Raw genomic sequence first — 21750 nt, 5'->3', positions numbered from 1 at the left:
TGTGCCCATCACGCCCCCGAGCCTGTCGCCGGCGGGCGGGGTTTTGTTGATTGCTGGCAGCATCAGAGTACCTTCGCTTCATGCTTGAGTTTGTCCAGCAGCTCGTCCACCGAGCTCACCATGATGCCGGCGCTGCGGGCAGCGGGGGCCATCACCCCGAGCAGCCGGGTCTGGCCGGCCGGCTCGACGCCGAGGTCGGCAAAGGGCGCGCTCTCAAGCGGCTTGCGCTTGGCCTTCATGATGTTGGGGAGCGAGGCAAAGCGCGGCTCGTTGAGGCGCAGATCCACGGTCACCACCGCCGGCAGCGCCATGCCGAGGGTCTCGAGGCCGCCGTCAATCTCGCGGGTCACCTGCAATTCCCCCTCCACCAGCTTGATGGCGGAGGCGAAGGTGGCGAGCGGCCAGTCATTGAGGGCGGCGAGCATCTGGCCCACCTGGTTGTTGTCGGAATCGATAGACTGCTTGCCGAGCAGCACCAGATCGGGCTTTTCCTGCTCGCATACCTGTTGCAGGGCGCGCGCCACGGTGAGCGGGGTCAGGGTCTCGCCGGTCACGTAATGACGGGCCCGATCCGCCCCCAGCGCCAGGGCGTGACGCAGCTGTTCGGCCGCCGCCTCGGGGCCGAAGGTCACCACCACCAGCTCGGATGCCACGCCGGCTTCGCGCAGCCTGACCCCCTCCTCCACCGCAATTTCACAAAACGGGTTGATCCCCATCTTGACGTTGGCCAGCTCCACGTCGGAGCCATCGCTCTTGACCCGGACCTTGACGTTGTAATCCAGCACCCGCTTGACCGCGACCAGCAGCTTCATGACGCGCATCCCTCGCTTCTGTTGAGTGAATCCATGAAAACCCTCACATTTTTGCTTACATTTACTTTACGTTTACGTAAACTACCAGCACTACCCTAGGCCAAGTCGAGCACAGAGGCAAGATGGAACGCGAAGCAATGGAATTTGATGTCGTCATCGTCGGTGGCGGCCCGGCGGGACTCAGTGCCGCCATCGCCCTCAAGCAGCACAATGCCGAGCTGTCGGTCTGCCTGCTGGAGAAGGGAGCGGAGATCGGCGCCCATCTGCTCTCCGGCGCCTTGCTGGATCCCGTTGCCCTCAAGGAGCTGCTGCCAGAGAGCTGGCAACAGGCCCCGCTCGGGGTCGAGGTCAACGACGATCAGGTGCTCCTGCTGCAAAGCGACAGCCGCGCCCTGCAACTGCCCAACTGGGCGGTGCCGCCGCGCATGCACAACGAGGGCAGCCGCATCATCAGCCTCGGCAACCTCTGTCGCTGGCTCGGTCAGCAGGCCGAGCAGCTGGGAGTCGAAATATACCCGGGTTTTACCGCAAGCGAACTCATCATGGAAGCGGGACGGGTCAAGGGTGTGATCACCGGCGATCTCGGGCTGGATCGGGCGGGCAATCCGAAAGCGGATCACGTGCCCGGCATGGCGCTGCTCGGTCGCTACACCCTGTTTGCCGAAGGGGCTCGTGGTCATCTTGGCAAACAGCTGATCGCCGACTTTCAGCTGGAAAGCGCTGCCCAGCCGCAGCACTACGCCATCGGCTTCAAGGAGCTGTGGCAGCTCCCCCCCGGTCAGGGCAAACCAGGCCAGGTGCTGCACGGCAGCGGCTGGCCGCTCTCCGAGGGGAAGGAGGACAAGAGCCAGGGCGGCTTCTATCTCTATCATCTGGAGCAGGATCAGGTGGCGGTCGGGCTGATTGTCGATCTCAACTACCGCAACCCCTGGCTCAGCCCGTTTGACGAGTTTCAGCGCCTCAAGCATCACCCGCTCATCGCCGCGGCATTGCAGGGGGGCGAGCGCATCAGTTACGGCGCCCGCGCCATCGCCAAGGGGGGCTGGCACTCCCTGCCCCGCATGCACTTTCCCGGCGGCCTGCTCATCGGTTGCGATGCCGGCACCCTCGACTTCTCCCGCATCAAGGGGATCCACACCGCCATGAAGTCCGGCATGCTGGCGGCCAAGACAGTTGCCATGAGTCTGCGCGGTGGCGATGAAGGGGGCCGGGATCTGGCCGAATACGGCGATGCGCTGCAACAGAGCTGGCTGGCCCATGAGCTCAAAACGGCGCGCAACTTCGGCGCCGCCCTGCACCGCTGGGGCCCCTGGCTCGGTGGCGCCTTCAACTGGCTGGAGCAGCGGTTGTTTGCTCGCTCCTCGCCGTTCACCCTGCTGGACAAGGAGCCGGACTACCGCCAGCTGCGCATGGCCAGCCGCTGCCAGCCCATCGACTATCCCAAGCCGGATGGCAAGCTCAGCTTCGACAAGCTCTCGTCCGTCTATCTCGCCAATACCAGCCACGACGAGGATCAGCCCTGCCACCTGAAGCTGCAGGATGAGACGATCCCGGTGGCGGTCAACCTGCCCACCTGGGCCGAACCGGCCCAGCGCTACTGCCCGGCCGGGGTGTTCGAGATCCTGGGTTCGGAGAGCCAGCCCCGCCTGCAGATCAACGCGGCCAACTGCATCCACTGCAAGACCTGCGACATCAAGGATCCGAGCCAGAACATCGTCTGGACGCCGCCGCAAGGCGGCTGCGGCCCCAACTATCCCAATATGTAACAGGCCGGCCCATGCAGACCTGTGCAGACCTGTGCAGACCTGTGCAGACCTGTGCAGACAGCAAGGATGCACACCGCAGAGCGGTTGCGGCCCCAACTATTGCAATGTATGTGATGAAAGACGCGCGGCCGGGGGCTGTCGCAGGGCGCTCGGGAGCCCACGATCCCGGCCGGTGAGCCCAAGCCCTCCCGCCTATCAGGGTGAATAAAGGAGGCAACGCCGGGATCGCCCGTTTCGAGGTCGGCGTGGCTGCTCCGACCTCGCTGTTTTTTTGAGCGAACAGGCTGAACCTCCGATGAATAGGCCCTGACAACCGCGGCCCGCCCCTGTATAGTTCGCCGCATTCAGGTTTTCCATCGGCCCGTTCAGCTTGTCCACGGGATCGCTTTCTACGCGCTCTAAGGCCGCATGACCTGTGCAACCATCCCTGATTACCCATGACTTCTTAAGGGGGGACAGATGATCACCGCCTACATTCTCAATAACAAGGTACTGGACATAGTCACGCTCGGGCCTGACGACATAGTGCCTGACAACACCGTCTGGCTGGATGCCTACAAGCCGGACACGGCGGAACGAGAATGGTTGACGGGCCTGTTTCTGGAAGAGGTGCCCGACAAGGAGGAGCTCGATGACATCGAAGCATCCGCCCGTTTCTACTGGGATACCGACGGTCTGCACATTCACTCCCTGTTTCCCCAGCGGATCGGCCGTGACACCAAGGGTGTCCACGTCTCCTTTACCCTGCGCAACAACCTGCTGATCAGCATCCGTGAGGATGACATCGGCCTGGTGCGCCTGCTGCGCCACTACATGCGCCAGGACCGGCTGGAGGTGGAGGACGCCCTCGACATCCTGCTGGAGGTGCAGAACCTGAAAGTCGAATACCTTTCCGATCTTATCGAAGATGGCTACAAGACCCTGGAAAACACCGCCGATCAGATCTTCGAGCCGGATCAGATCAATCCCATGCTCAAGGAGTTGATGGCCCAGGAAGAGGCCAACGGCCAGATCCGTCTCTCCCTGCACGATACCCGTCGCGCCCTGCGCTTCTTGAAACGCAGCCTGCGCCAGCGCATGACGGGCGAGCAGAACAAGTGGATCGACGAGATGCTGCACGACGTGGAGTCCCTGCTGCCCCACACCCAGTTCCTGTTCGACAAGATCAACTTCCAGCTCGAGGCCTCCATGGGGGTGACCAACCTGGAGCAGAACAAGGTGATCAAGATCTTCTCGGTAGCGGCTGTCATCTTCCTGCCGCCGACCCTTATCGCCAGCATATACGGCATGAACTTCGGTCGCATGCCGGAGCTCGCCTGGGAGTACGGCTATCCCCTCTCCCTGGTACTGATGGTGATGTCATCGCTCGGCACGGGTCTCTTCTTCAAGCGAAAAGGCTGGCTGTGACGCCGGCGGCCCGGCACCAAAAGTGATAAGCGGATTGGGGGGCCTGGCCCCCCGATTAATTCCCGTCCCTGGCTCGCCTTGCAAAGGGCTCTGCTTCGCCCCATATCCCCTTCATCCTTTGCACAGACGACCCCGGGCAACCATGACCCTCTACCCCGAACACAGATATGACGATCACGGCCAGCTGCGTCCCCCGCTCTGGTTCTGGCCCATCGCCCTCTTGCTGACCCGCTCGGTCTGGCTGTTTCTGATGGCCGGCGTCACCCGCGAGAGCGGCAGCGCCATCCTGACCCTCTTCTACCCGGACCGGCTCACCCTCTACATCAGCCTGCTGACCGACGTGCCCGCCATGCTGGCGCTGCTCGCCTGCGGCGGCACCTATCAGCAGACCCAGAGCATCCGGGCCTGGCTCAGGCGCCACAGCCCCTTGCTGCTGCTCTGCTCTGCCGTCAGCGGCCTGCTGATGCAACTGCACAGCCTCAATCTGCAGAAGTGGTCGTTCAGCTGGCCCACCGCCCTGGTGCTGGTCGCCACCCTCTGGTCACTCTGGTATCTGCTGCGTAGCCGCCAGCTGCGTGAATACGCGGTGGATCAACCCCACTGAAGGGCGAGTCGGCTCACTGGCGGGTGACCCGGATCTGCAGGGTCTGGCGATCACTCTGACTGCCACTGCCCCCCTGCAACTGGGTGCCCAGGCTGCTGCCCTGCTGCGCCGCGCTGGTGGAGAGCTCTCCCACCGTCAGCCACTGACCGGGGGCACCGCTCACCTCGGTGGCACTCTGCCCCCGGTTGATGGTGCCCTGCTCCAGCCTGGCCTGCTCGCTGCTGAGCGCTATCTGTACCCTGTCGCCAATCAGGGTGGCGGTGGCATAGAGGCCGTTCACCAGTGGCATCAGCCCCACCACCTGGCCACCGCGCCACTGATAGAAGGTGACCGGTTGATAGGTGCCCATCTGCAATAGCACGGGCCGACCCGACAGGCCGCGTACCTGCCAGCTGTCGTTCTGGCTGCGCTGATACTGCTGGGCATTGCCCTCCAGCAGCCACTGCCGCTTGGCGGCATCCCGGCCCAGCCCCACCCCGGCCTGCTGGCTACTGGAAGCGCCATCCACCCGCCACTCGATGAGCAGGCTCTGGGGCGGCTGGTTGAATTTGGCCAGCGCCGCTTCCGCCTCCTGCAGCTGGGCGGCGCTGCCGCTCAGCACCAGCTGGTTGCCCATGGCGCTCACCCCCAGCTCCGGATAGAGATCCTTGAGGGTCTGCACCGCCGCCTGGGTTTCGAATACCGGGATCACCTTCACCTCGGCCCGCAGCGGTAGGCACCAGAGCCCCCACAGCAGCCAGAGTCCAAACCCGCGCCATCTTCTCATCTTCTCCTCCCGTCCCACTCGGCAGCCCTCCGCCTCATCGGCCTGCTCATCACCTCGTCATCATGGGCCATCCCGCCCGCTTTTCAATGATTTTGCCCGTGAGCGGTGAACGCCGTGCAGGTCAGGTCCTTCATTTTTCGATGAAAAGAGCGGAGATAGATCAAATAACACAAATAAAAATGATTACCATTTGTTGTCACGAAAAAATCGCTCGGATACAATTCGGTCTCATTTTTTCGAGCTTGCCGTCGATGAAGCCAGTGACCACCACCCCCGCCGCCATCCACCTTGCCCTGCTGGTCAATATGCTCTCCATGGGCAGCATGATGATGGTGATGCCCCTTGGGCCGGACCTGGTCATCAGCCTCGGCATGCAACCGGAGCAGACCGGCTACTTCAGCGGTGGTGCCACCCTGGGGGCCGCCCTGATGGGCCTCATCGCCGCCCCCTGGCTCGATCGGGTCAATCGCAAACCCGCCCTGCTGGTGCTGCTCACCCTGCGTTTTCTGCTGCTGATGGCCTGCCCCCTGGTGCAAAACAGCCAGCAGCTGCTGGTGCTGTTCGTCCTGTCGGGCTGTGTGGCCGGCCCGCTCGCCGCCATCCTGATGGCAGCCGTGCTGGATCTGGTGCCGCCTGCCGAGCGGGGCCGCCGCCTCGCCTACGTGGGCATGGCGTTCTCCCTGGCGGCCATTCTGGTAGTGCCCATCGCCCTGGTGCTGGCCCAGTGGTTTGGCTGGCAGAGCCCCTTCCTGCTGTTTGGTGCTAGCGGCCTGCTGCTGGCGCTGCTGAGCAGCCGCCTGCTGCCCTCCTTGCCGGTCAACCGCGCCCCTCACGGCAGCGGCCTGCGCCAGTTGCTGGCCTCCCCGCTCTGTCAGGGGGCCCTGTTGATCCTCTGCCTGCAGATGTTCGGCCACTTCCTGCTGATCCCGCACTTTGCCAACTACTTCCAGTTCAACCTCGCCTTCCCGCGCGAGCAGATCGCCGCCCTCTACCTGTGCGGCGGCCTCGCCAGCATGGCCACCATGCGGCTGTGCGGCGGCTGGATTGATCAGGGCCGGGCCCAGGCCGCCATCCTGATCACCAGCCTGCTGCTGGCGCTGATCACTTTGCTCGGTTTCGCCATGCCGGTCGGCATGCCCGTCTACCTGCTGTTCACCCTCTTCATGGCGCTGAGCTCGGCCCGATCCAGTTCGACCCTCGCCATCACCGCATCCATCCCAGCCCCTCATCAGCGCGCCGCCTTCATGTCTTTTCAGGGCACGGTCACCAATGTGGCGGCCGGGCTTGGCAGCCTGCTCTCCGCCAGGTTGCTGGTGTCGGATCAGAGCGGCGCCCTGCACGGCTTTGCTGGGCTCGCCTGGATCAATATCGGCTGCGGTCTGCTGGCCTGCGGCGGTGTCTGGCTCCTGCTCAAGGGGCTGGCACAGACAAGGAACAACAATAACCCCGAGTCTGGCCCCGCCAGACAAGGAAGTCAGTGAGCCACCGGCCCCAGAGCCGGACCCCATAACCTCTGTTTTATTCATGGAGTTTTGACTATGCAGTTGCAGCCTGGCGTCTTTCGCCTGAACCCCGTCCTGCTCTCCCTCGGTCTTATCGCCCTGCCGGGCCTGGCCCAGGCCGAAGCGCCCAAAGCCAACGAGACCCTGGTGGTCACCGCCACCCAGACCAAGCACACCGAGCTCTCCGCGCCGGCCAGCGTCTCTGTGGTAACCCGCGCCGATCTGGACAAGATGAACGCCAACAACATCGGCGAAGCGCTCAAGCACGTGCCGGGCGTCAACGTCATCGGCACCAACCCCACCGGCCGCAACGAGATCAAGATCCGCGGCATGGGCGGCGACTACACCCTGCTGCTGATCAACGGCAAGCGGGTCAACGCCCGCGAGACCCTGGGCAGCTCGTTTGGCAATGACTTCGACTTGAGCTCCATCCCCATGGCTGCCATCGAGCGCATCGAGGTGATCCGCGGTCCCGTCTCCTCCCTCTATGGCGCCGACGCCCTCGGTGGCGTGGTCAACGTGATCCTGCGCCAGGCCAAGGAGCAGACCGAGGCGGCCTTCGGCTACACCCATACCATGCCCACCAAGGGTGATGGCGGTGATGCCAACCGTGGCAACGCCTTCGTCTCCGGCGCCCTGATCGACAACAAGCTGCTCGGCAGCCTGGTGGTGGAAGGCTATCAGCGAGATCGCTGGCACAGCGATCAGTCCAACAACAAGGACGCCGATGCGCTGGAGAAACGGGAAGTGGTCAACATGCTCTCCAGCCTGAAGTGGCTGGTCAGCGACAACCAGGATGTGGAGTTCGATCTGGGCTACAACCAGAACGACATGGACAGCTACTTCAACAACGTGCCGCGCGCCCCTACCGCCCCGGCCACTCCGCACAACGTGCAAAAGCTCGATCGCCTGAGCCTGGGGGTCACCCACAACGGCCGTTGGGAACACTTCGACAGCCGGGCTCGCTACTACTTCGAGCAGACCGATCTGATGGATGACTCCCAGCTCAACGGTGGCGCGGCCGACGTCACCCAGACCAACCACACCGTCGACGGCCAGCTGAGCGGCTACCTCGGGGATCATCTGCTGACTTCCGGCGCAGAATTCCGCAAAACCGAGCTGGAACACAGCCGCAGCATCACCAACGGCAGCGTGGATGCGAGCCAGAGCGCTCTCTATCTGCAGGACGAGTTCGGCTTTGGCGATCTGGCGCTGACTCTCTCCGGTCGTCTGGATCACCACGAAACCTATGGCAACGAGTTCAGCCCGCGCGCCTATGCGCTCTACAAGCTGAGCGACGAGTGGGTGATCAAGGGCGGCGCCGGCAAGGCGTTCAAGGCCCCGACCCTGGCACAGTCCAGCGAAGGCTTCGCCACCACCGCCTGCCGCGGCGCCTGCAAGGTAGTCGGCAACCCGGATCTGAAACCGGAAACCGCCGTCAGCTACGAGCTGGGCACCGCCTATGAGGCAGAACGCTTTGGCGCCGGCCTCACCGGCTTCCACAACGACATCGAGGATCTGATCCAGAGCGATCAGTGGGGCCCGGGCTACCGTCCGAGCGTGATGACCTACCTCAACGTCAAGAAGGCGCGGGTCAAGGGGCTGGAGCTGACCGGCTGGGTCGATGTGATGGACGACGTCAAGCTGACCGGCAACTGGACCATGCTGGACTCCGAAGACAAGAGCACCGGCGACGATCTGGCCAAGACCCCGGATCACACCGGCAACCTGAGCCTGGATTGGCAAGCCACCGAGATCGTCAGCACCAACCTGGCCTGGCAGTACGTGGGCAGCCAGTTCATCAAGGTGCCGATGCACAACTCCCAGGCGCTCAAGTCCGACAGCTACCAGACCCTGGACGTCAACACCAAGTGGAAGGTCACCCCGGCGCTCGACTTCAAGCTGGGCATCACCAACCTCACCAACACCAAGCGTGACCAGGTCGCCACCGACGCCGACTTCATTCTGGAAGGTCGTACCGTCTACGCCGGCGTGGATTACAAGCTGTAAGCCCCGCAGGGGAGTCCGTCAGGGCTCCCCTCTTTCTGCTGTTATTGCCTCGACATGAAGGAGTAGCCGGGTGCAGAGACACCAAACACACCTGTTCTGGCTGGGAGTGATCCTCCTGTTCCTGCTGATCTGTCTGTCACTGGCCACTGGCGCCGGTGTCTATGGTGGCCGCGAGGTCGCCGGTTTTCTGCTGGGCGATCCCGCCCTCGTGGCCGATGAAAAACTCGCCATGATAGTTCACACCCTGCGTCTGCCCCGCACCCTGTGTGCCCTGGTGGTGGGCGTCTCCCTGGCGCTGGCGGCCTCCATGCTGCAAAGCGCCACCCGCAATCCGCTGGCCGAACCCGGCCTGCTCGGGGTCAACGCCGGCGCCGTGTTCGCCCTGGTGATCGGCCTCACCTATTTTGGCGTCGAATCCGCCTACGGTTATCTGCTCTGGTCCGGCATGGGGGCCCTGCTCGGCAACCTCATCGTGCTCGGTCTCGGCCTGATGGTGGGGCGCTCCAACCCCCTCAAGCTCATTCTGGTGGGGGTCGCTCTCTCCGCCACCTTCGGCGGCCTCTCCAACTTCCTGCTGCTCTCCAACCAGGTGGTGCTGGAGCAGTTCCGCTTCTGGAATCTGGGGTCGCTGGCCGCCTCGGATCTCGATGCGGTGCTCACCGTGATGCCCTTTGCCCTGCTCGGCCTGCTGCTGACCCTGGCACTCTGTCGCCAGCTCACCCTGATGCAGATGGGTGACAGCCAGGCGCTGGCGCTCGGCATCCGGCCGACCCGGGTGCGCATCGGCGTGCTCTTGGCCGCCACCCTGTTTACCGCCTGCGCCATCGCCATCGCCGGCCCCATCGGCTTCGTCGGTTTTCTCGCCGCCTACTGCGCCCGTCTGGTGGAGCCGGTGCGCCTCGCCATCCAGGTGCGCTTCTCCGCCCTGTTCGGGGTGCTCTTTCTGCTCGGCGCCGACATCCTGGCGCGCTGGCTGATCCAGCCGTTCGAGCTGCCCAACGGGGTGATCCTGGCGCTGATCGGTGCCCCCGTGCTCATCCTGGTGGTGCGCAGCGGCGGCTTCCGCGCCCTGCTGGCCGTCAAATAAGGTTGCCTGCCTCATGAACAATTCCATCCATCCCTCCCTCACCACGACGCTTCCCACCGGTACCGTCTGCCTGCGCGTTGGCAGCCGCACCCTGTTGCTGCACCGCCGCGCCTGGCTGATCACCCTAGGGCTCCTGGTGGCCCTGGTGCTGCTCTCCCTGCTGGCGCTGACCCTGGGCTCCGGCAAGCTCACCATGCTGGGGGTGATCCAGACCCTGCTTGGCGAGGGCAACCGGCTGAGCGAGGTGACCGTCTTCAAGATCCGCTTGCCGCGCATCGTCGCCGTGCTGGTGGCGGGAGCGGCCATGGGCCTCTCCGGCTGCCTGGTGCAGACCCTCATTCGCAACCGCCTCGCCACCCCGGACATGATCGGGGTCAACGAGGGGGCCTCCTTGGCCATCATCGCCTTCTCCCTCTACCTGACCCTCGGCAGCTGGCCCTGGTGGGCCGCGCCGCTGGGCGCCCTGTTTGCCGCCGCCGTGCTCTATGCCCTGTGCAACAAGCCGGGGGAGCAGGGCTACCTGTTCGTGGTGATCGGCATCGGCGTCTCCGAGCTGATGAACGCCATCGGCCAGTTCGTGATGTCCACCCAGTCGCTGGTGCACCTCACCAGCCTCTACCTGTGGAACATGGGCAACTTCGTCGGCCAGGGCTACAGCACAGTGCTGCCGGTGGGGATCCTGATCCTGCTGGTCTGCCCCTGGATCATTTATCTCTCCCGGGCCTTGGGCGTACTGCGTCTGGGCCCCGTCACCGCCCAGAGTCTGGGGGTAAACGTCAACCGGGTGCAGCTCGGCGTGCTGGCCCAGGCCATCGTCGTGGCGGCGCTCGGCACCGCCATCGGCGGCCCCGTGGTGTTCATCGCCATGGCGGCCCCGGTGCTCGCCTCCTGGCTCAGCCGGGATCGCATCGTGCCGCTGTGGATTGCCGCCCTGTGCGGCGCCCTGCTGCTGCTGGCCAGCGACACCCTGGTGCGAGTGCTGGCCAGCCCCCACGAGGTGGCCACCGGCATCATGACCCGTATTCTCGGCGGCCTGCTGCTGCTGTTCATCCTGCTCAAAGACCGCCAGAAGGCCGACTGACGATGCCATTCATCCATTTTCAAGACAGACCGAGGGCCGCCTGATGACGCTCACCATCAATCACCTGCAATTTGGCTATCAGCACAAGCCCGTCTTCAACGACATCTCCTTCACCATTCCCCAGGGCAAGCTGGTGGGGATCGTCGGCCCCAACGGCGGCGGCAAGTCCACCCTGCTCAAACTGCTGGCGGGCCAGGAGGAGCAGCAAGCCGGCGAGATCCTGCTCAAGGGCAAGCCGCTGGCCAGCTACGGCAAGAAGGCGCTGGCCCGCGAGCTCGCCTACCTGCCCCAACGTCCGCTGGTGCCCGCCGGCATCCAGGTCGAGCAGCTGGTGCAGTATGGCCGCCATCCCCATCAGGGCTGGTTCAATCAGTGGAGCGAGGAGGATGCGCACATGGTGCGCTGGGCCTGCGAGCGGATGCAGCTCGGCGACATTCTGCAGCAGAGCGCCAGCTCTCTCTCCGGCGGTCAGGCCCAGCGGGTGTGGCTCGCCATGGTGCTGGCCCAGGATGCGGACATCATCCTGCTGGATGAACCGACCAGCGCCCTCGACATCGGCCACCAGACCGAGGTGATGGAGGCCATCCACCAGATCACCGCCGAGGGCAAGACGGTGCTCATCGTCATCCACGACCTCGCCACCGCCGCCCGCTACTGCGACGAGCTGATCGCGCTGGGAGATGGCGGTATCCAGGCCATGGGGCCGGCCCGCGAGGTGGTGACCAAGTCCCTCATCGACCGCCTCTATCAGACCGATGTGGACATACTGCACGCCCCCGGCGACGGCGCCCCCATCATAGTGCCGCGCCGCAGACCGCACGCCTTTGCCATGCGCCAACCGGCCTGAGCCCCATCAAAAAACCGCCGAGAGGCGGTTTTTTTATGTTTGCAGCTCGGCGCACCGCCACTCACAGCAGCAGGCTGGTGAGCACCCCGCCCGGCCGTGTTTGCCAGTGCCCTGTTTGCCAATGCTGTGTCTGCCAGTACATTGGCTGCCAGTAGATCGTGCAGCGCCAACCGGCGGGCAGACCCGGGGTCAGCCCGCCCACCAGTTCGAGGGTGAGGGTCTGCTCCGTCATGGTCAGCCAGCGGGCATCGAGAAAGTCAAAATAGCGCCCCACCCTGGGGTAGAGCGCCTTGAACAGGCTCTCCTTGGCCGAAAAGATCAAGGTAAGCGCCTCAGCCCTGCTCAGGCCGACGGCGCGAGCTGCGGTCGCCAGCCGGGCCCACTCCTCCCCGCTGGCAATGCCGGGCCAGAGCTCGCTCGCCTGCCCCTCTGTCAGCCAGCCCTCCAGATCCAGCCCCATCCCCGCCCGACCGGGGCGCACCGCACACAGGGCCATGCCGCCCCCCTGCAACAGGCTGTGGCTGATGCTGCCCTCAAACCCCGCAGGCCAGCAGGGTTCGCGGGCGTTGCCGATGGCCACGGGGTGATCCGCGAGGTTGAAGGGGCGCAGGGCTTCGCGGGCCGCAAGACGCCCCGCCAGAAACTCCCCCAGCCGCTTGGGGGCCGCGCGCTGCAAGCTGGCGGGCAGCACCATGCCGGCCGCGTCGTAGCAGGCCGGGGTGAAGGCGGCGGGGTCAAAGCAGACCCGTTGCAGCGCCATGTGCGCCGCGCCGGGCAGCGGCAGGCTGTCAGCCTGCACGATAAAGCGGTCCAGTGAACAGGCTGGCGCAGTGGCAATGAACATCACGAAGAGCCCTTGGTGGGTGAGCCAGCATGGTAGCAAACAGCCCCCTCTACATGCCACAAACACAAATGACAATTCTTATCATTTGAATTTGTGGTAGCATGAGTTCGCCCGTTTGGGACCCAGTGTTCCACTGATTTCACCAAGAAGGATGTAACGATGAAGATCTCCTCTCCCCTGGCTGCCGTGCTGATGCTGGCCAGCCTGGTCGGCTTCCAGGCACAGGCCGGCAGCGAGACCCGTCAGGTGACCGATGCCGACGGCAAGACCCAGGTCGTACCGGCCCAGCCCAAACGGGTGGTGGTGCTGAGCGAAATCGATCTGGACAGCGCCCTGACCCTGGGGCTGCAACCGGTCGGCACCGTCAATGGCCGCGGCCAGTCCACCCTGCCCCGCTACCTGCTGCAACAGGCGGGCAAGGAGATCGCCGTGGTCGGCGATCTGGACAACCCCAACCTGGAGAAGCTGATCGATCTGGAACCCGACCTCATCCTCACCGGCCAGACCAAGCCCGAGCTGCTGGCCCTGCTCAAAGAGATCGCCCCCACAGTGGTCACCGGCAACTGGGGTGACTCCTGGAAAGAGATCTTCAATCGCAGCGCCCACGTGCTGAACCGGGACGCCGAAGCCAAGACCTTCCTCGCCCAGTATGACGCCCGCCTGCAGGAAGCCCGCAGCAAGCTCGCCAAGCATCAGGGCGAGCGCCTGAGCATAGTGCGCTGGAACCCCAAGGGCCCGAGCTACATGCACAGCGGCACCTTCGCCAGCAGCGTGGTGGAAGAGATGGGGCTGACCCGACCGACCCACCAGATCGGTGACAAGACCCCCCACTCCCCGGCCCTGAGCCTCGAATCCCTCAACCTGCTGGACGGCGACTGGCTGGTGATCGGCACCCTGAGCGCCAGCGGCGATGCGGTGGATGCCATGAAGCAGGCCGAGCAGACCCCGGCCTTCCAGCAGCTTGGCGCCATCAAGAGCAAGCGCTTCGGCGCCGTGGACGGATCCCTGTGGACCTCCACCGGCGGCCCCCAGGCGGCCCTCAAAGTGATCGACGACGTCGAGCAGCTGCTGGCCAAACCCGATGCGGCCCCCATCACCCAATAAGCCCGCGTGATGAGCGCCCACAAAGAAGCCCGCATATGCGGGCTTCTTTCTTATGGATGTTTGGCGCTTTCCGGTCGCCCTATTCAGGCAGTGGCAGCGCCTTCCTATCTAATTTTCCGCTGCCGGTCTTGGGCAGTGCATCCAGCAAGATGAGCCGCGCCGGCACCATGTAGTGCGGCAGCGTCGCCTGCAGCCCTTTGCGCAGGGCGAGGCGATTGAGAGTCACCCCGCTTTTCGCCTCCACGTAGCCCACCAGCATGGCCTCGTCCCCCTCGCCCACCAGACGCACTGCCGCCTCCTGCACCCCGGCCTGGCGGCGCAGTCCCGCCTCCACCTCGCCGAGCTCGATGCGAAAACCGCGCAACTTGACCTGATCGTCGCGCCGCCCCAGATAGAGGAAACGGTCCGTCCCCAGCCACCGCACCCGATCGCCGGTGCGATAGAGGCGATGGGTGGCAAGGCGCAGGAAGGCGGTGCGGGTCAAGGCCGGCTTGCGCCAGTACCCCTCGCACAGGGCCGGGCTCTCGATGCAGAGCTCGCCGCACTCCCCCTCCGCCACCGGCTGCCCCGCCTCGTCCAGCACCCAGTGCCGATAACCGGGCAGGCTGTGGCTGATGGTGATCTGGCCATCAGTCGGTGGCCAGCGCACCTCGCTCACCAGCGACCAGACGGTGGCCTCGGTCGGCCCGTAGCAGTTCCACAGCCGCCGGGTGCGGGCACAGAGCTGCTCGGCCAATCCCGAGTCCAACGCCTCACCGCCGCACAGGGCGGTGAGGGTATTGCGCCCCTGCCAGCCAGCCTTGAGCAGCATGCGCCAGCAGGCCGGGGTGGCCTGCAGCCAGTTGATGGAGGGGTCGGCCTCGAGCAACGCCTGCATCCCCAGCGGATCCTTGTTGTGCTCACCGCCAGCCACCGTCAACCGGCCACCGCCCCAGAGCGGCCCCAGCATCTCCAGCAGGGAGATATCGAAGGCCGGGGTGGTGATGAAGAGCCAGTGGCAGCTCGGTGAGAGCCCGAGCCGCTCGCGGATCCCGTCGAGGAAGCAGAGCAGGGCCCGCCGGCTGATGACCACCCCCTTGGGCTCGCCGGTGGAGCCCGAGGTGAACATCATGTAGGCGGCCAGGGCGTCATCCACCCGGGGCCAGGAGACGGGCCCTGCCGCTGCCGGCCCATCGAGGGTGCGCAGCGGACAGCCGAAGGCGGGAACCGGCCTGTCGCCGTCGCAGATCACCGCCGACAGGCGCGCCTGACGGGCGATCCCCTGCAGCCGCTCCACCGGAAAATCCGGCTCAAGGGGCACGAAGGTGAGGCCGAGGCGCAGGCAAGCCAGCAGGCTGGCCACCAGATCGGGGCTGCGGGAGAGGTAGAGACCGACCCGCTCCCCCACCGCCAGCCCCTGCAATCGGGCGGCAATCTCGCCGACCCTGGCATTGAGCGCGCCGTAGCTGAGCCACTGCTCATTTGATCCACCCTCACTGATCCCCTCCCCGCCCATACGGATGGCGGGGGCCAGCGGGGTGGCGGACAGACATGCCGCCAGCCGCCCCCCCAGGTTGACCGCCCCCTTGGGGGCGCTTCTCAGGGGGGCCGGGGCCTTATGCTTGATGGTCACCGTCATAGCGCGGCCTCCGTTTGGCGCACCAGCCAGTGCCGATAGAGCCGGCTGGGGGATGGGTGGGCCTTGAGCGTCTGCAGGGTGAGCGGCGCTCGATCCTGGCCAAACGCCTCGTTGAGTGCCGCCAGCAGGGCGAGCTGCTGCACCGAATCCACCCCAAGTTCACACAGGGTCTGCTGCCAGATGCCGGGCACGCCGCACTGGCGTTCCCACAGGGCCACCAGCGCGCGGGCCTCGGCCGGCGGCTGAGCCAGACCGGGCTCAGCCTTGGTAGCGGCCACTTGCGCCTTCGCCGGGGACGGTGCCGCCGCCACAGCCACGCTGGCCGGCTGGCTCAGATCCGCCTGCGCCAGCCAGTCGAGCTCGGCCAGCCAGTCAGCCAGCACCGCCTCGGCCCGGGCCTCGGGGATCTGCTCGCCGTCGAACTCGAGGCGCAGCTGGAGCGTCTCGCCCCGACTGCTGACCACCAAGGAGAGAGGAAGCTCCACCTTCTCCACCACGGCGCCAAAGCGCGGCACCAGTTGGTGGGGTTCGGGGGCGGCAGGGGCCGCCGGCATGGGGTAGTTCTCGAACACGAACAGGCTCTGGAACAGACGCGCCCGGCCTTTGGTCAGTGCCGCCAACGACTGGGTGCCGTGCTCGTTGAGCGCCATCAGGTCGGTCTGCAACCGGGCGATATGCTCGGCCAGGGTCAGCTCGGTGCGCCACGCCAGCGCCAGCGGCAGGCTGTTGATGTAGAGCCCGACGCTCGCGGTGATCCCCTCGATGGGATAGTCCCGGCCCGGGGTCACGTTGCCCACCAGGGTGACGGCATCACCAGAGCGGCGTGCCAGCAGACGGTGCCAGGCATATTGGGCCAACAGGCCCGCAGTCACACCAAGGTCGCGGGCACGATGGGCGAGCAAGGTTGCCACCTCGGCCGGCAGCGCCGTGGCGCACACCGCCGGTCGCTGCTGGGTATGGCGCCCGCTTGAGCTAGCGTCCAGCGTCACCCCGAACAGGCAGGCGAGATCGTTGGGCTTGGCCAAGAGCTCGCCCCGCCCCTGCCAGTAGGCCTCGGCGCTGCGGGCTTGGCTCGCGATATGGCGGCCAAATTCGAGCCAGGCGGTATCCGGCTCGCCCTGCGGCAACAGGCCGTTCATCAGCGCCTGATAGCCGCGATGCAAGGAACCCAGCAACACGGGACCGCTCCAGCCATCCAGCACGCCGTGATGGGCGCTGAAGATCACCTTGTGGTGATCGGGGGCCAATTTGAAACAGGCAAGGCGCAGCAGGGGCGCCTGCTCCAGCGGGATCGGACGGGCCAGATCCTGCTCGCGGTAGGCTTGAACCCGTGCCTCTGCATTTTCCACTTCAGACAAGTCCTCATAGTGGAATGGCAACTCGGCGTGCTTCAAGATGCGCTGCAGCGCCACCCCGTCCGCCAGCACCAGTTCGCTGCGAAGGGCCGGCCAGCGAGCGATCTCCCCCTGCCAGGCCTGACGGTAGACCGCCACGTCCAGCGGCTGGTGGTAGTCGATTTCGGTCTGCAGGTGATAGGCGTGATCCCGGGGCAGCAGCGCCCTGTGATGGAACATGCTCTGCTGCAGCGAGGTCATGGGCAGCAGGGTCTCCACCTCACGCCCGCTCAGCACCCGATCGAGCGCGCTTTGCGAGAGGCCAAGCCCCGGGAAGTCGCTCGGGGTGTGACGCGGAGCCTGCACGGCGCAGCAGTGCTCCACCAGCGCCGTCAGGTTGTCCGCCAGCCGCGCCATCAGGGCGTCGCTCGCCTGCTGGTTGAGGGCGCCCACCTGGCGCAGGGTGAGGCGACCGTCGTAGACCCCCCCGTGCAGGCTGACCAGCTCCCGCGGCAGGTTGTCAGGGGACGTGGGGGCCCCCGGTGCCAGCGGCAGGGGTTGCCAGGCTTGGCTTGCAACGCCCTGATGGCTGACCCCCAGGTAGTTGAAGACCACCAGGGCTTCGGGCAGTGCCCAGCCACCTGGGTGGTGCAGCCGCAGGGCGTTGAAGCCCACCCCCTTGTCCGGCACGGCGCGCAGCTGCTCCTTGGTGGCGCACACCAGCGCATCCCATGCCCCGGCATCTTCCAGCGCCAGCGGATAGGTGCTGGTGAACCAGCCCAGGGTACGGCTCACGTCCAGTTCCGCATCGATGGCCTCACGGCCGTGTCCTTCCAGCATCACGCAGTGACGGCTGCCGTAACCCTGCTCGCTCAGGGTACGGGTCAGGGCCGCCAGCAGCAGGTCGGGTACCCGGGTGAAGTAGGCCTGGTTGGCGGTGTCGATGAGACGGGCCGTGGTCTCCTGACTCAGTTGCAGCAGGCTGGCGGCGGCGCGGCCGTCGGCGGCGCGCGCAGCGATCAGCAGGTGACCCTGGCTGCCTTCCCCCTGAGCCAGCCAGAAGCCAAGCTGCTCCTCTTCCCGTTTGGCATAGGCCGCGAGCCCCTCGCCCCACTGGCGATAGCTGCTGCCCTTGGCGGGCAGCGGCTCGCCCCTGCTCACCCGGGCCAGATCCTCGGCCAGAATGCGCCAGGAGACCGCATCGATGACCAGGTGATGGAAGGCGAGGAAGAGCCCCTCCACCGTCTCACCCTCGCCCTCCCGCTCACCTTCCAGAGAGAGATTGCGCAGGCGGGCCCAGGCCAGGGTGTGGCCACTAGCAGGATCGAAATCTCCCTGTAGCTCGGTCAGGCGGGCCTGTAGCTCTGCCTCATCAAGGCTACCGGCATCCAGGGTCGGCAGCGGCGGCAATGGCAGTTCGGCCAGGTAGCGCTGGCCGGTCGGGGTCACCGCCAGGCGCAGGGCATCGTGGTGCTGGCGCAGGGTATCCAGCCAGCCGCGCAGGGCCTCATCGTCCACCCCGGCTGGCAGGCGCAGGATCACCCCCTGGTTCCAGTGACCGGACTTGGCAAAGCCCTGCTCGAAGAACCAGTGCTGAATGGGGTGGAGCGGGAACTCGCCGGTCAGGCTGCCCTGCTCGCTCCTGTGGCTGACGGCCTGCTGCTGGCCGAGCTGGCGGCAGAGGCGGCGCACCGTCTTGGCTTCGAACACGTCCTTCACGCTGCAGTGCAACCCGGCATCCCGCAACCGGGTGGTGAGCTGGATGCTGAGGATGGAGTCACCCCCTAAGCGGAAGAAGTCATCCTCCACCCCGAGCGGTTGCTTGAGCACCCCTTGCCAGATGGCAAGCACGGTCTGCTCCAGTTCGTTTTGCGGCTCGCCCTTGCTCTGCTGCCAGACGATGGCGGGCAGGCGGCGCAAGTCCAGCTTGCCGTTGGGGGTGAGCGGCATCTCTGGCAGCCAGCACAGGCGCGCCGGCACCATGTATTCGGGCAGGCACTCGCCGGCCCGCTGCAGCAGGGCGTCGCCGTCGGGCTCCCTTGCCCCGGCCTGCAAACAGGCGTAAGCGAGCAGACGCCCCTCCTGCACCACCACCTTGATCTGGCGAATGACCGGGTACAATTCGGCAAGCCGGGTCTCTATCTCACCCGGCTCGATGCGATAGCCGCGCAGCTTGATCTGCTCGTCTATCCGGCCCAGATACTGGATGTTGCCGTCGCGGCGCAGCAGGGCCCGATCGCCGGTGCGATAGAGGCGATGGGTACGTTCCTCATTCGTTGCATCAAAGGCCAGCTCGATAAAGGCCTCCTGAGTGCGCTCCGGCAGATTGAGGTAGCCACGGGCCAGCCCCAGCCCCGCCAGGCAAAGCTCGCCTGGGACCCCCACCGGGCAGAGGCTGCCCGCCTCGTCTAGGATCAGCGCCTTCAGGTTGTTGACGGGTCGACCTATGGTGATGGGCGCCCCCGGAGTGAGCTGCGCGCAGAGCGCGGTGACGGTGCACTCGGTCGGGCCGTACATGTTGAACAGCGCCACCCGATCTCCCCAACGCTCCACCAGGCTGCTCGGGCACGCCTCGCCGCCAAAACCGATGGCCTTGAGGGAACCGAGATCCGCCGGTGGCAGCAGGTTCGAGAGCAGGGCGGTCGGCAAAATCATATGGCTGGCGCCCTTGCTGATGGCGGCAGCGATCACCCCTTCCCCCGGCTCGCCGAAGTGCAGGGCCGCGCCGCAGTACAGGGGCAGCAAGCTGGTCATGTTGCCCGCATCAAACGAGAGGGACATGCAGTTGAACATGGCGCCATTCTGATCAAGGGCGATGCGCTCACCGTGATCCGCCATCAGGTTGACCAGGCTGCCCTGCTCCACCATGACCCCCTTGGGCAGGCCGGTGCTGCCGGAGGTGTAGATGATCTGGGCCAGCATGGCGGCGTCCCGAGGCAGTGCGGGCGTGCTGGTTGGCATCTTGTCCAGCGCAAGCCCGTGCAGATCGTGATATTCGGCAGTCGTGCCCGCCAGCGCCTCGTCAAGCCGCGGGTCCGGCACGCCCCCCAGCACCAGGCTGATGGATGCATCGCCTAAGATATGGGCCAGTCGCTCGGCGGGATAGGCAGGATCCAGCGGCACATAGGCCGCCCCCGCCTTCCAGCATGCGAGCAGGGCGATGACGAAGGCGACATCACGCCTGGCCTGGATGCCGATGCCGGCGCCCGGGGTGACCCCCTGAACCTGCAGCCAGTGGGCCAGCCGGTTGGCACGCACCTCCAGCTCGCCATAGGTCAACGATTGCGCGCCGTCGCTGACCGCCAGCGCGTCCGGCAACTGAATAGCACGCCGCTCGATGTGGCAGAGCAGGGTGTCGCGGCCCGGGTAGTCTTGCGGCAGGTCGGCAAGCTGTGCGGCCAGCGCGGCCTGGTCGGTGCCCGCCTCCAGCGGCAGTTGCCAGATGTCGGTCTCGGGGGCCGCCACCACGGCGCGCATCAGGTGCAGCAGGCGATCGGCATAAGCCTGGATGGTCTCTCGCTCGAACAGGGCGGTGGCGAACAGCCAGTCTACCCGGACGGAGTCCATCAGCTCGGTCACCTTGACCGAGATGTCGGTCTTGGCCGGCAGCACAGGCGAGGTCTCCTCCACCAGCTGGCAGCCGGGGATGAGATCGTTGAAGTCCACCTTGGCCTGATAGACCAGCATGATCTGGAAGATGGGGTTGATGGCGGTGGTGCGATCGGCGCCGATGGCCTCGGCCAGCGCCTCGAAGCGGTAGAGCTGGTGATCAAAGGCCGCCAGATCCTCCTCCCGGCACTGCTGCAGATAGTCGACAAAGCTGGGCTTGCCGCTGAGTTGAGTGCGCAGCACCAGGGTATTGACGAAAAAGCCCACCAGCGACTCGATCTCGTGGCGCTCACGATAGGCGAGCGGGGTGCCGATCACCACCTCCTTCTCGCCGCTCTGGCGCACCATCAGCAGGGCAAACAGGGCGTGCAGACCGATAAAGTTGGAGGTGCTGTGGCGTTGGCAGAGGCGCTTGAAGCTCTCCCACAGCGCGTTGTCGATGGTGGAGAAGACCAGCTCGCCGCCGCTGTCCTGATGGGCCGGGCGCGGCTTGTCGAGCGGCAAACCGTGCACCTCGGGGCTGCCACCGAGCCGGTCGACCCAGAACGGCTTGAACTCGGCGTGATAATCGAGAAAACGGTCAGAGTTGAACCAGCGGGCATAGTCGATGTAGGTGAGCGGCAGCTCGCTCACCTGCAGGGGCTCGCGGTTCTGATGGGCAAGAAAGGCGCGCTTGAGATCCGCGAACATGTTCTTGACCGACCAGCCGTCGGAGATGATGTGGTGCTGGGTGATCAGCAGCACGTGCTCGCGGCTGCCCAGCCGAATAAGATGCACCCGGCTGAGATCCCCCTGGGTCAGGGAGAAGGGGCGCCCGATCTCCTCGCGCACCCGGCGAGCCACATAGGCTTCGCGCTCGGCAGCGGGCTCTGCGCTCACGTCCTCAATCTGCAGCTTGAAGGGCGTATGGGGCAGGATCTCCTGCGCCCCCCTGCCCGCTTCGTCCTTGATGAAGCGGGTACGCATGCTGGGGTGGCGGGCAAACAGGTGGTCGAAGGCAAACTCCAGCGCCGCCGTGTCCAGCTCTCCCTTGACGCGAAAATAGACCGGCATGTTGTAGAGGTGGGAGGCCTCCTCGTACTGCTCGATAAACCAGAGTCCGCTCTGGGACGACGAGAGCGGCCCCTGCAAGGCCCCCTCGGCCTCACGTTGCGCAAGAATGGGCGCCTCGAAGGCGGCGCGGGCCGCCAGGCAGCGCACCAGCTCATCCTTGTGGGCCTTGATGGTGGCGCCGATGGCAGGTGTCACCGCTTCCTTGCTCGACTGGGAGATAAGCTGGCCCTTGTCGTTCAGCGCCAGCTTCACCCCCTGCCGTTCCAGCTGTTTCAACAGCAAAATCATATTGTTCATCTGTACCTC

General features: G+C 65.6%; 14 protein-coding genes. 9 read left to right on the top strand and 5 right to left on the bottom strand.

Translation table 11 applies throughout. The annotated features are described in order from the left end of the window. Positions 1-62 precede the first annotated feature (62 nt). Positions 63-812, bottom strand: coding sequence for an electron transfer flavoprotein subunit beta/FixA family protein (locus I6L33_RS14280; protein ID WP_162513062.1), 750 nt, complete (start codon positions 810-812; stop codon positions 63-65). Between the two features lie 122 nt (positions 813-934). Between I6L33_RS14280 and I6L33_RS14275 the strand changes: the two genes are divergently transcribed. The 3 genes from I6L33_RS14275 (at position 935) to I6L33_RS14265 (ending at position 4589) form a co-directional block, all read left to right on the top strand. Then, entirely contained in the window at positions 935-2578 is a 1644-nt protein-coding gene (locus I6L33_RS14275; RefSeq protein WP_216972749.1) for an electron transfer flavoprotein-ubiquinone oxidoreductase, read from the top strand. Positions 2579-3037: 459 nt separating this feature from the next. After that, positions 3038-3985: a magnesium/cobalt transporter CorA gene (gene corA, locus I6L33_RS14270; protein WP_005301617.1), complete on the top strand. Its 948-nt coding sequence runs from the start codon at positions 3038-3040 to the stop codon at positions 3983-3985. Between the two features lie 142 nt (positions 3986-4127). Beyond that, positions 4128-4589 (top strand): DUF2919 domain-containing protein, encoded by a 462-nt coding sequence (locus I6L33_RS14265; protein WP_024941953.1) that lies wholly within the window; start codon positions 4128-4130, stop codon positions 4587-4589. A 13-nt stretch (positions 4590-4602) separates the two neighbouring features. Here the strand turns inward: I6L33_RS14265 and I6L33_RS14260 are convergent, their stop codons facing one another. Then, on the bottom strand, positions 4603-5355 hold the full coding sequence (locus tag I6L33_RS14260; protein ID WP_024941952.1) for a hypothetical protein: 753 nt from the start codon (positions 5353-5355) through the stop codon (positions 4603-4605). A gap of 251 nt (positions 5356-5606) precedes the next feature. Between I6L33_RS14260 and I6L33_RS14255 the strand changes: the two genes are divergently transcribed. The 5 genes from I6L33_RS14255 to I6L33_RS14235 all read left to right on the top strand — a co-directional run bounded on the left by I6L33_RS14255 (position 5607) and on the right by I6L33_RS14235 (position 11882). Then, the gene (locus tag I6L33_RS14255) at positions 5607-6836 is read left to right on the top strand and encodes a siderophore amonabactin export MFS transporter (protein WP_216972748.1); all 1230 of its coding nucleotides are present in this window, start codon (positions 5607-5609) and stop codon (positions 6834-6836) included. Positions 6837-6893: 57 nt separating this feature from the next. After that, positions 6894-8867 carry a siderophore amonabactin TonB-dependent receptor gene (locus tag I6L33_RS14250; protein ID WP_216972747.1) on the top strand — a complete coding sequence of 658 codons (1974 nt, stop codon included), beginning with the start codon at positions 6894-6896 and terminating at the stop codon, positions 8865-8867. Between the two features lie 70 nt (positions 8868-8937). After that, positions 8938-9954, top strand: coding sequence for an amonabactin ABC transporter permease subunit 2 (locus tag I6L33_RS14245; protein WP_005301628.1), 1017 nt, complete (start codon positions 8938-8940; stop codon positions 9952-9954). 13 nt (positions 9955-9967) lie between these two features. Further along, positions 9968-11035, top strand: coding sequence for an amonabactin ABC transporter permease subunit 1 (locus I6L33_RS14240; protein ID WP_216972746.1), 1068 nt, complete (start codon positions 9968-9970; stop codon positions 11033-11035). Positions 11036-11078: 43 nt separating this feature from the next. Next, entirely contained in the window at positions 11079-11882 is an 804-nt protein-coding gene (locus I6L33_RS14235) for an amonabactin ABC transporter ATP-binding protein (RefSeq protein ID WP_168967310.1), read from the top strand. A gap of 61 nt (positions 11883-11943) precedes the next feature. Here I6L33_RS14235 and amoD read toward each other — a convergent pair whose 3' ends face one another. Continuing rightward, the gene (gene amoD, locus I6L33_RS14230) at positions 11944-12729 is read right to left on the bottom strand and encodes an amonabactin biosynthesis phosphopantetheinyl transferase AmoD (protein WP_216972745.1); all 786 of its coding nucleotides are present in this window, start codon (positions 12727-12729) and stop codon (positions 11944-11946) included. A 156-nt stretch (positions 12730-12885) separates the two neighbouring features. On the opposite strand from amoD, the gene I6L33_RS14225 reads away from it, so the two are divergent. Further along, positions 12886-13830, top strand: coding sequence for an amonabactin ABC transporter substrate-binding protein (locus tag I6L33_RS14225; protein WP_017778923.1), 945 nt, complete (start codon positions 12886-12888; stop codon positions 13828-13830). Between the two features lie 79 nt (positions 13831-13909). On the opposite strand, the gene amoH is transcribed toward I6L33_RS14225, so the two are convergent. Together amoH and amoG are read right to left on the bottom strand one after the other, a co-directional pair. Continuing rightward, positions 13910-15448 carry an amonabactin biosynthesis glycine adenylation protein AmoH gene (gene amoH, locus I6L33_RS14220; protein ID WP_216972744.1) on the bottom strand — a complete coding sequence of 513 codons (1539 nt, stop codon included), beginning with the start codon at positions 15446-15448 and terminating at the stop codon, positions 13910-13912. After that, positions 15445-21741, bottom strand: coding sequence for an amonabactin biosynthesis non-ribosomal peptide synthetase AmoG (gene amoG / locus I6L33_RS14215; RefSeq protein WP_216972743.1), 6297 nt, complete (start codon positions 21739-21741; stop codon positions 15445-15447). The genes amoH and amoG overlap by 4 nt, the downstream gene beginning before the upstream one ends. Positions 21742-21750: the final 9 nt, after the last annotated feature.

Origin of the sequence: Aeromonas sp. FDAARGOS 1403, from assembly GCF_019047325.1 — a bacterium.
In the GTDB taxonomy this organism is placed as follows: domain Bacteria; phylum Pseudomonadota; class Gammaproteobacteria; order Enterobacterales; family Aeromonadaceae; genus Aeromonas; species Aeromonas dhakensis.
This window is presented reverse-complemented; position numbering and strand designations above follow the sequence as displayed.

Excerpts from the sequence above, each read along its gene's own strand:
- I6L33_RS14280 (WP_162513062.1), bottom strand. The coding sequence starts at position 812 with ATGAAGCTGCTGGTCGCGGTCAAGCGGGTGCTGGATTACAACGTCAAG.
- I6L33_RS14275 (WP_216972749.1), top strand. The coding sequence starts at position 935 with ATGGAACGCGAAGCAATGGAATTTGATGTCGTCATCGTCGGTGGCGGC.
- corA (WP_005301617.1), top strand. The coding sequence starts at position 3,038 with ATGATCACCGCCTACATTCTCAATAACAAGGTACTGGACATAGTCACG.
- I6L33_RS14265 (WP_024941953.1), top strand. The coding sequence starts at position 4,128 with ATGACCCTCTACCCCGAACACAGATATGACGATCACGGCCAGCTGCGT.
- I6L33_RS14260 (WP_024941952.1), bottom strand. The coding sequence starts at position 5,355 with ATGAGAAGATGGCGCGGGTTTGGACTCTGGCTGCTGTGGGGGCTCTGG.
- I6L33_RS14255 (WP_216972748.1), top strand. The coding sequence starts at position 5,607 with ATGAAGCCAGTGACCACCACCCCCGCCGCCATCCACCTTGCCCTGCTG.
- I6L33_RS14250 (WP_216972747.1), top strand. The coding sequence starts at position 6,894 with ATGCAGTTGCAGCCTGGCGTCTTTCGCCTGAACCCCGTCCTGCTCTCC.
- I6L33_RS14240 (WP_216972746.1), top strand. The coding sequence starts at position 9,968 with ATGAACAATTCCATCCATCCCTCCCTCACCACGACGCTTCCCACCGGT.
- I6L33_RS14235 (WP_168967310.1), top strand. The coding sequence starts at position 11,079 with ATGACGCTCACCATCAATCACCTGCAATTTGGCTATCAGCACAAGCCC.
- I6L33_RS14225 (WP_017778923.1), top strand. The coding sequence starts at position 12,886 with ATGAAGATCTCCTCTCCCCTGGCTGCCGTGCTGATGCTGGCCAGCCTG.
- amoH (WP_216972744.1), bottom strand. The coding sequence starts at position 15,448 with ATGACGGTGACCATCAAGCATAAGGCCCCGGCCCCCCTGAGAAGCGCC.
- amoG (WP_216972743.1), bottom strand. The coding sequence starts at position 21,741 with ATGAACAATATGATTTTGCTGTTGAAACAGCTGGAACGGCAGGGGGTG.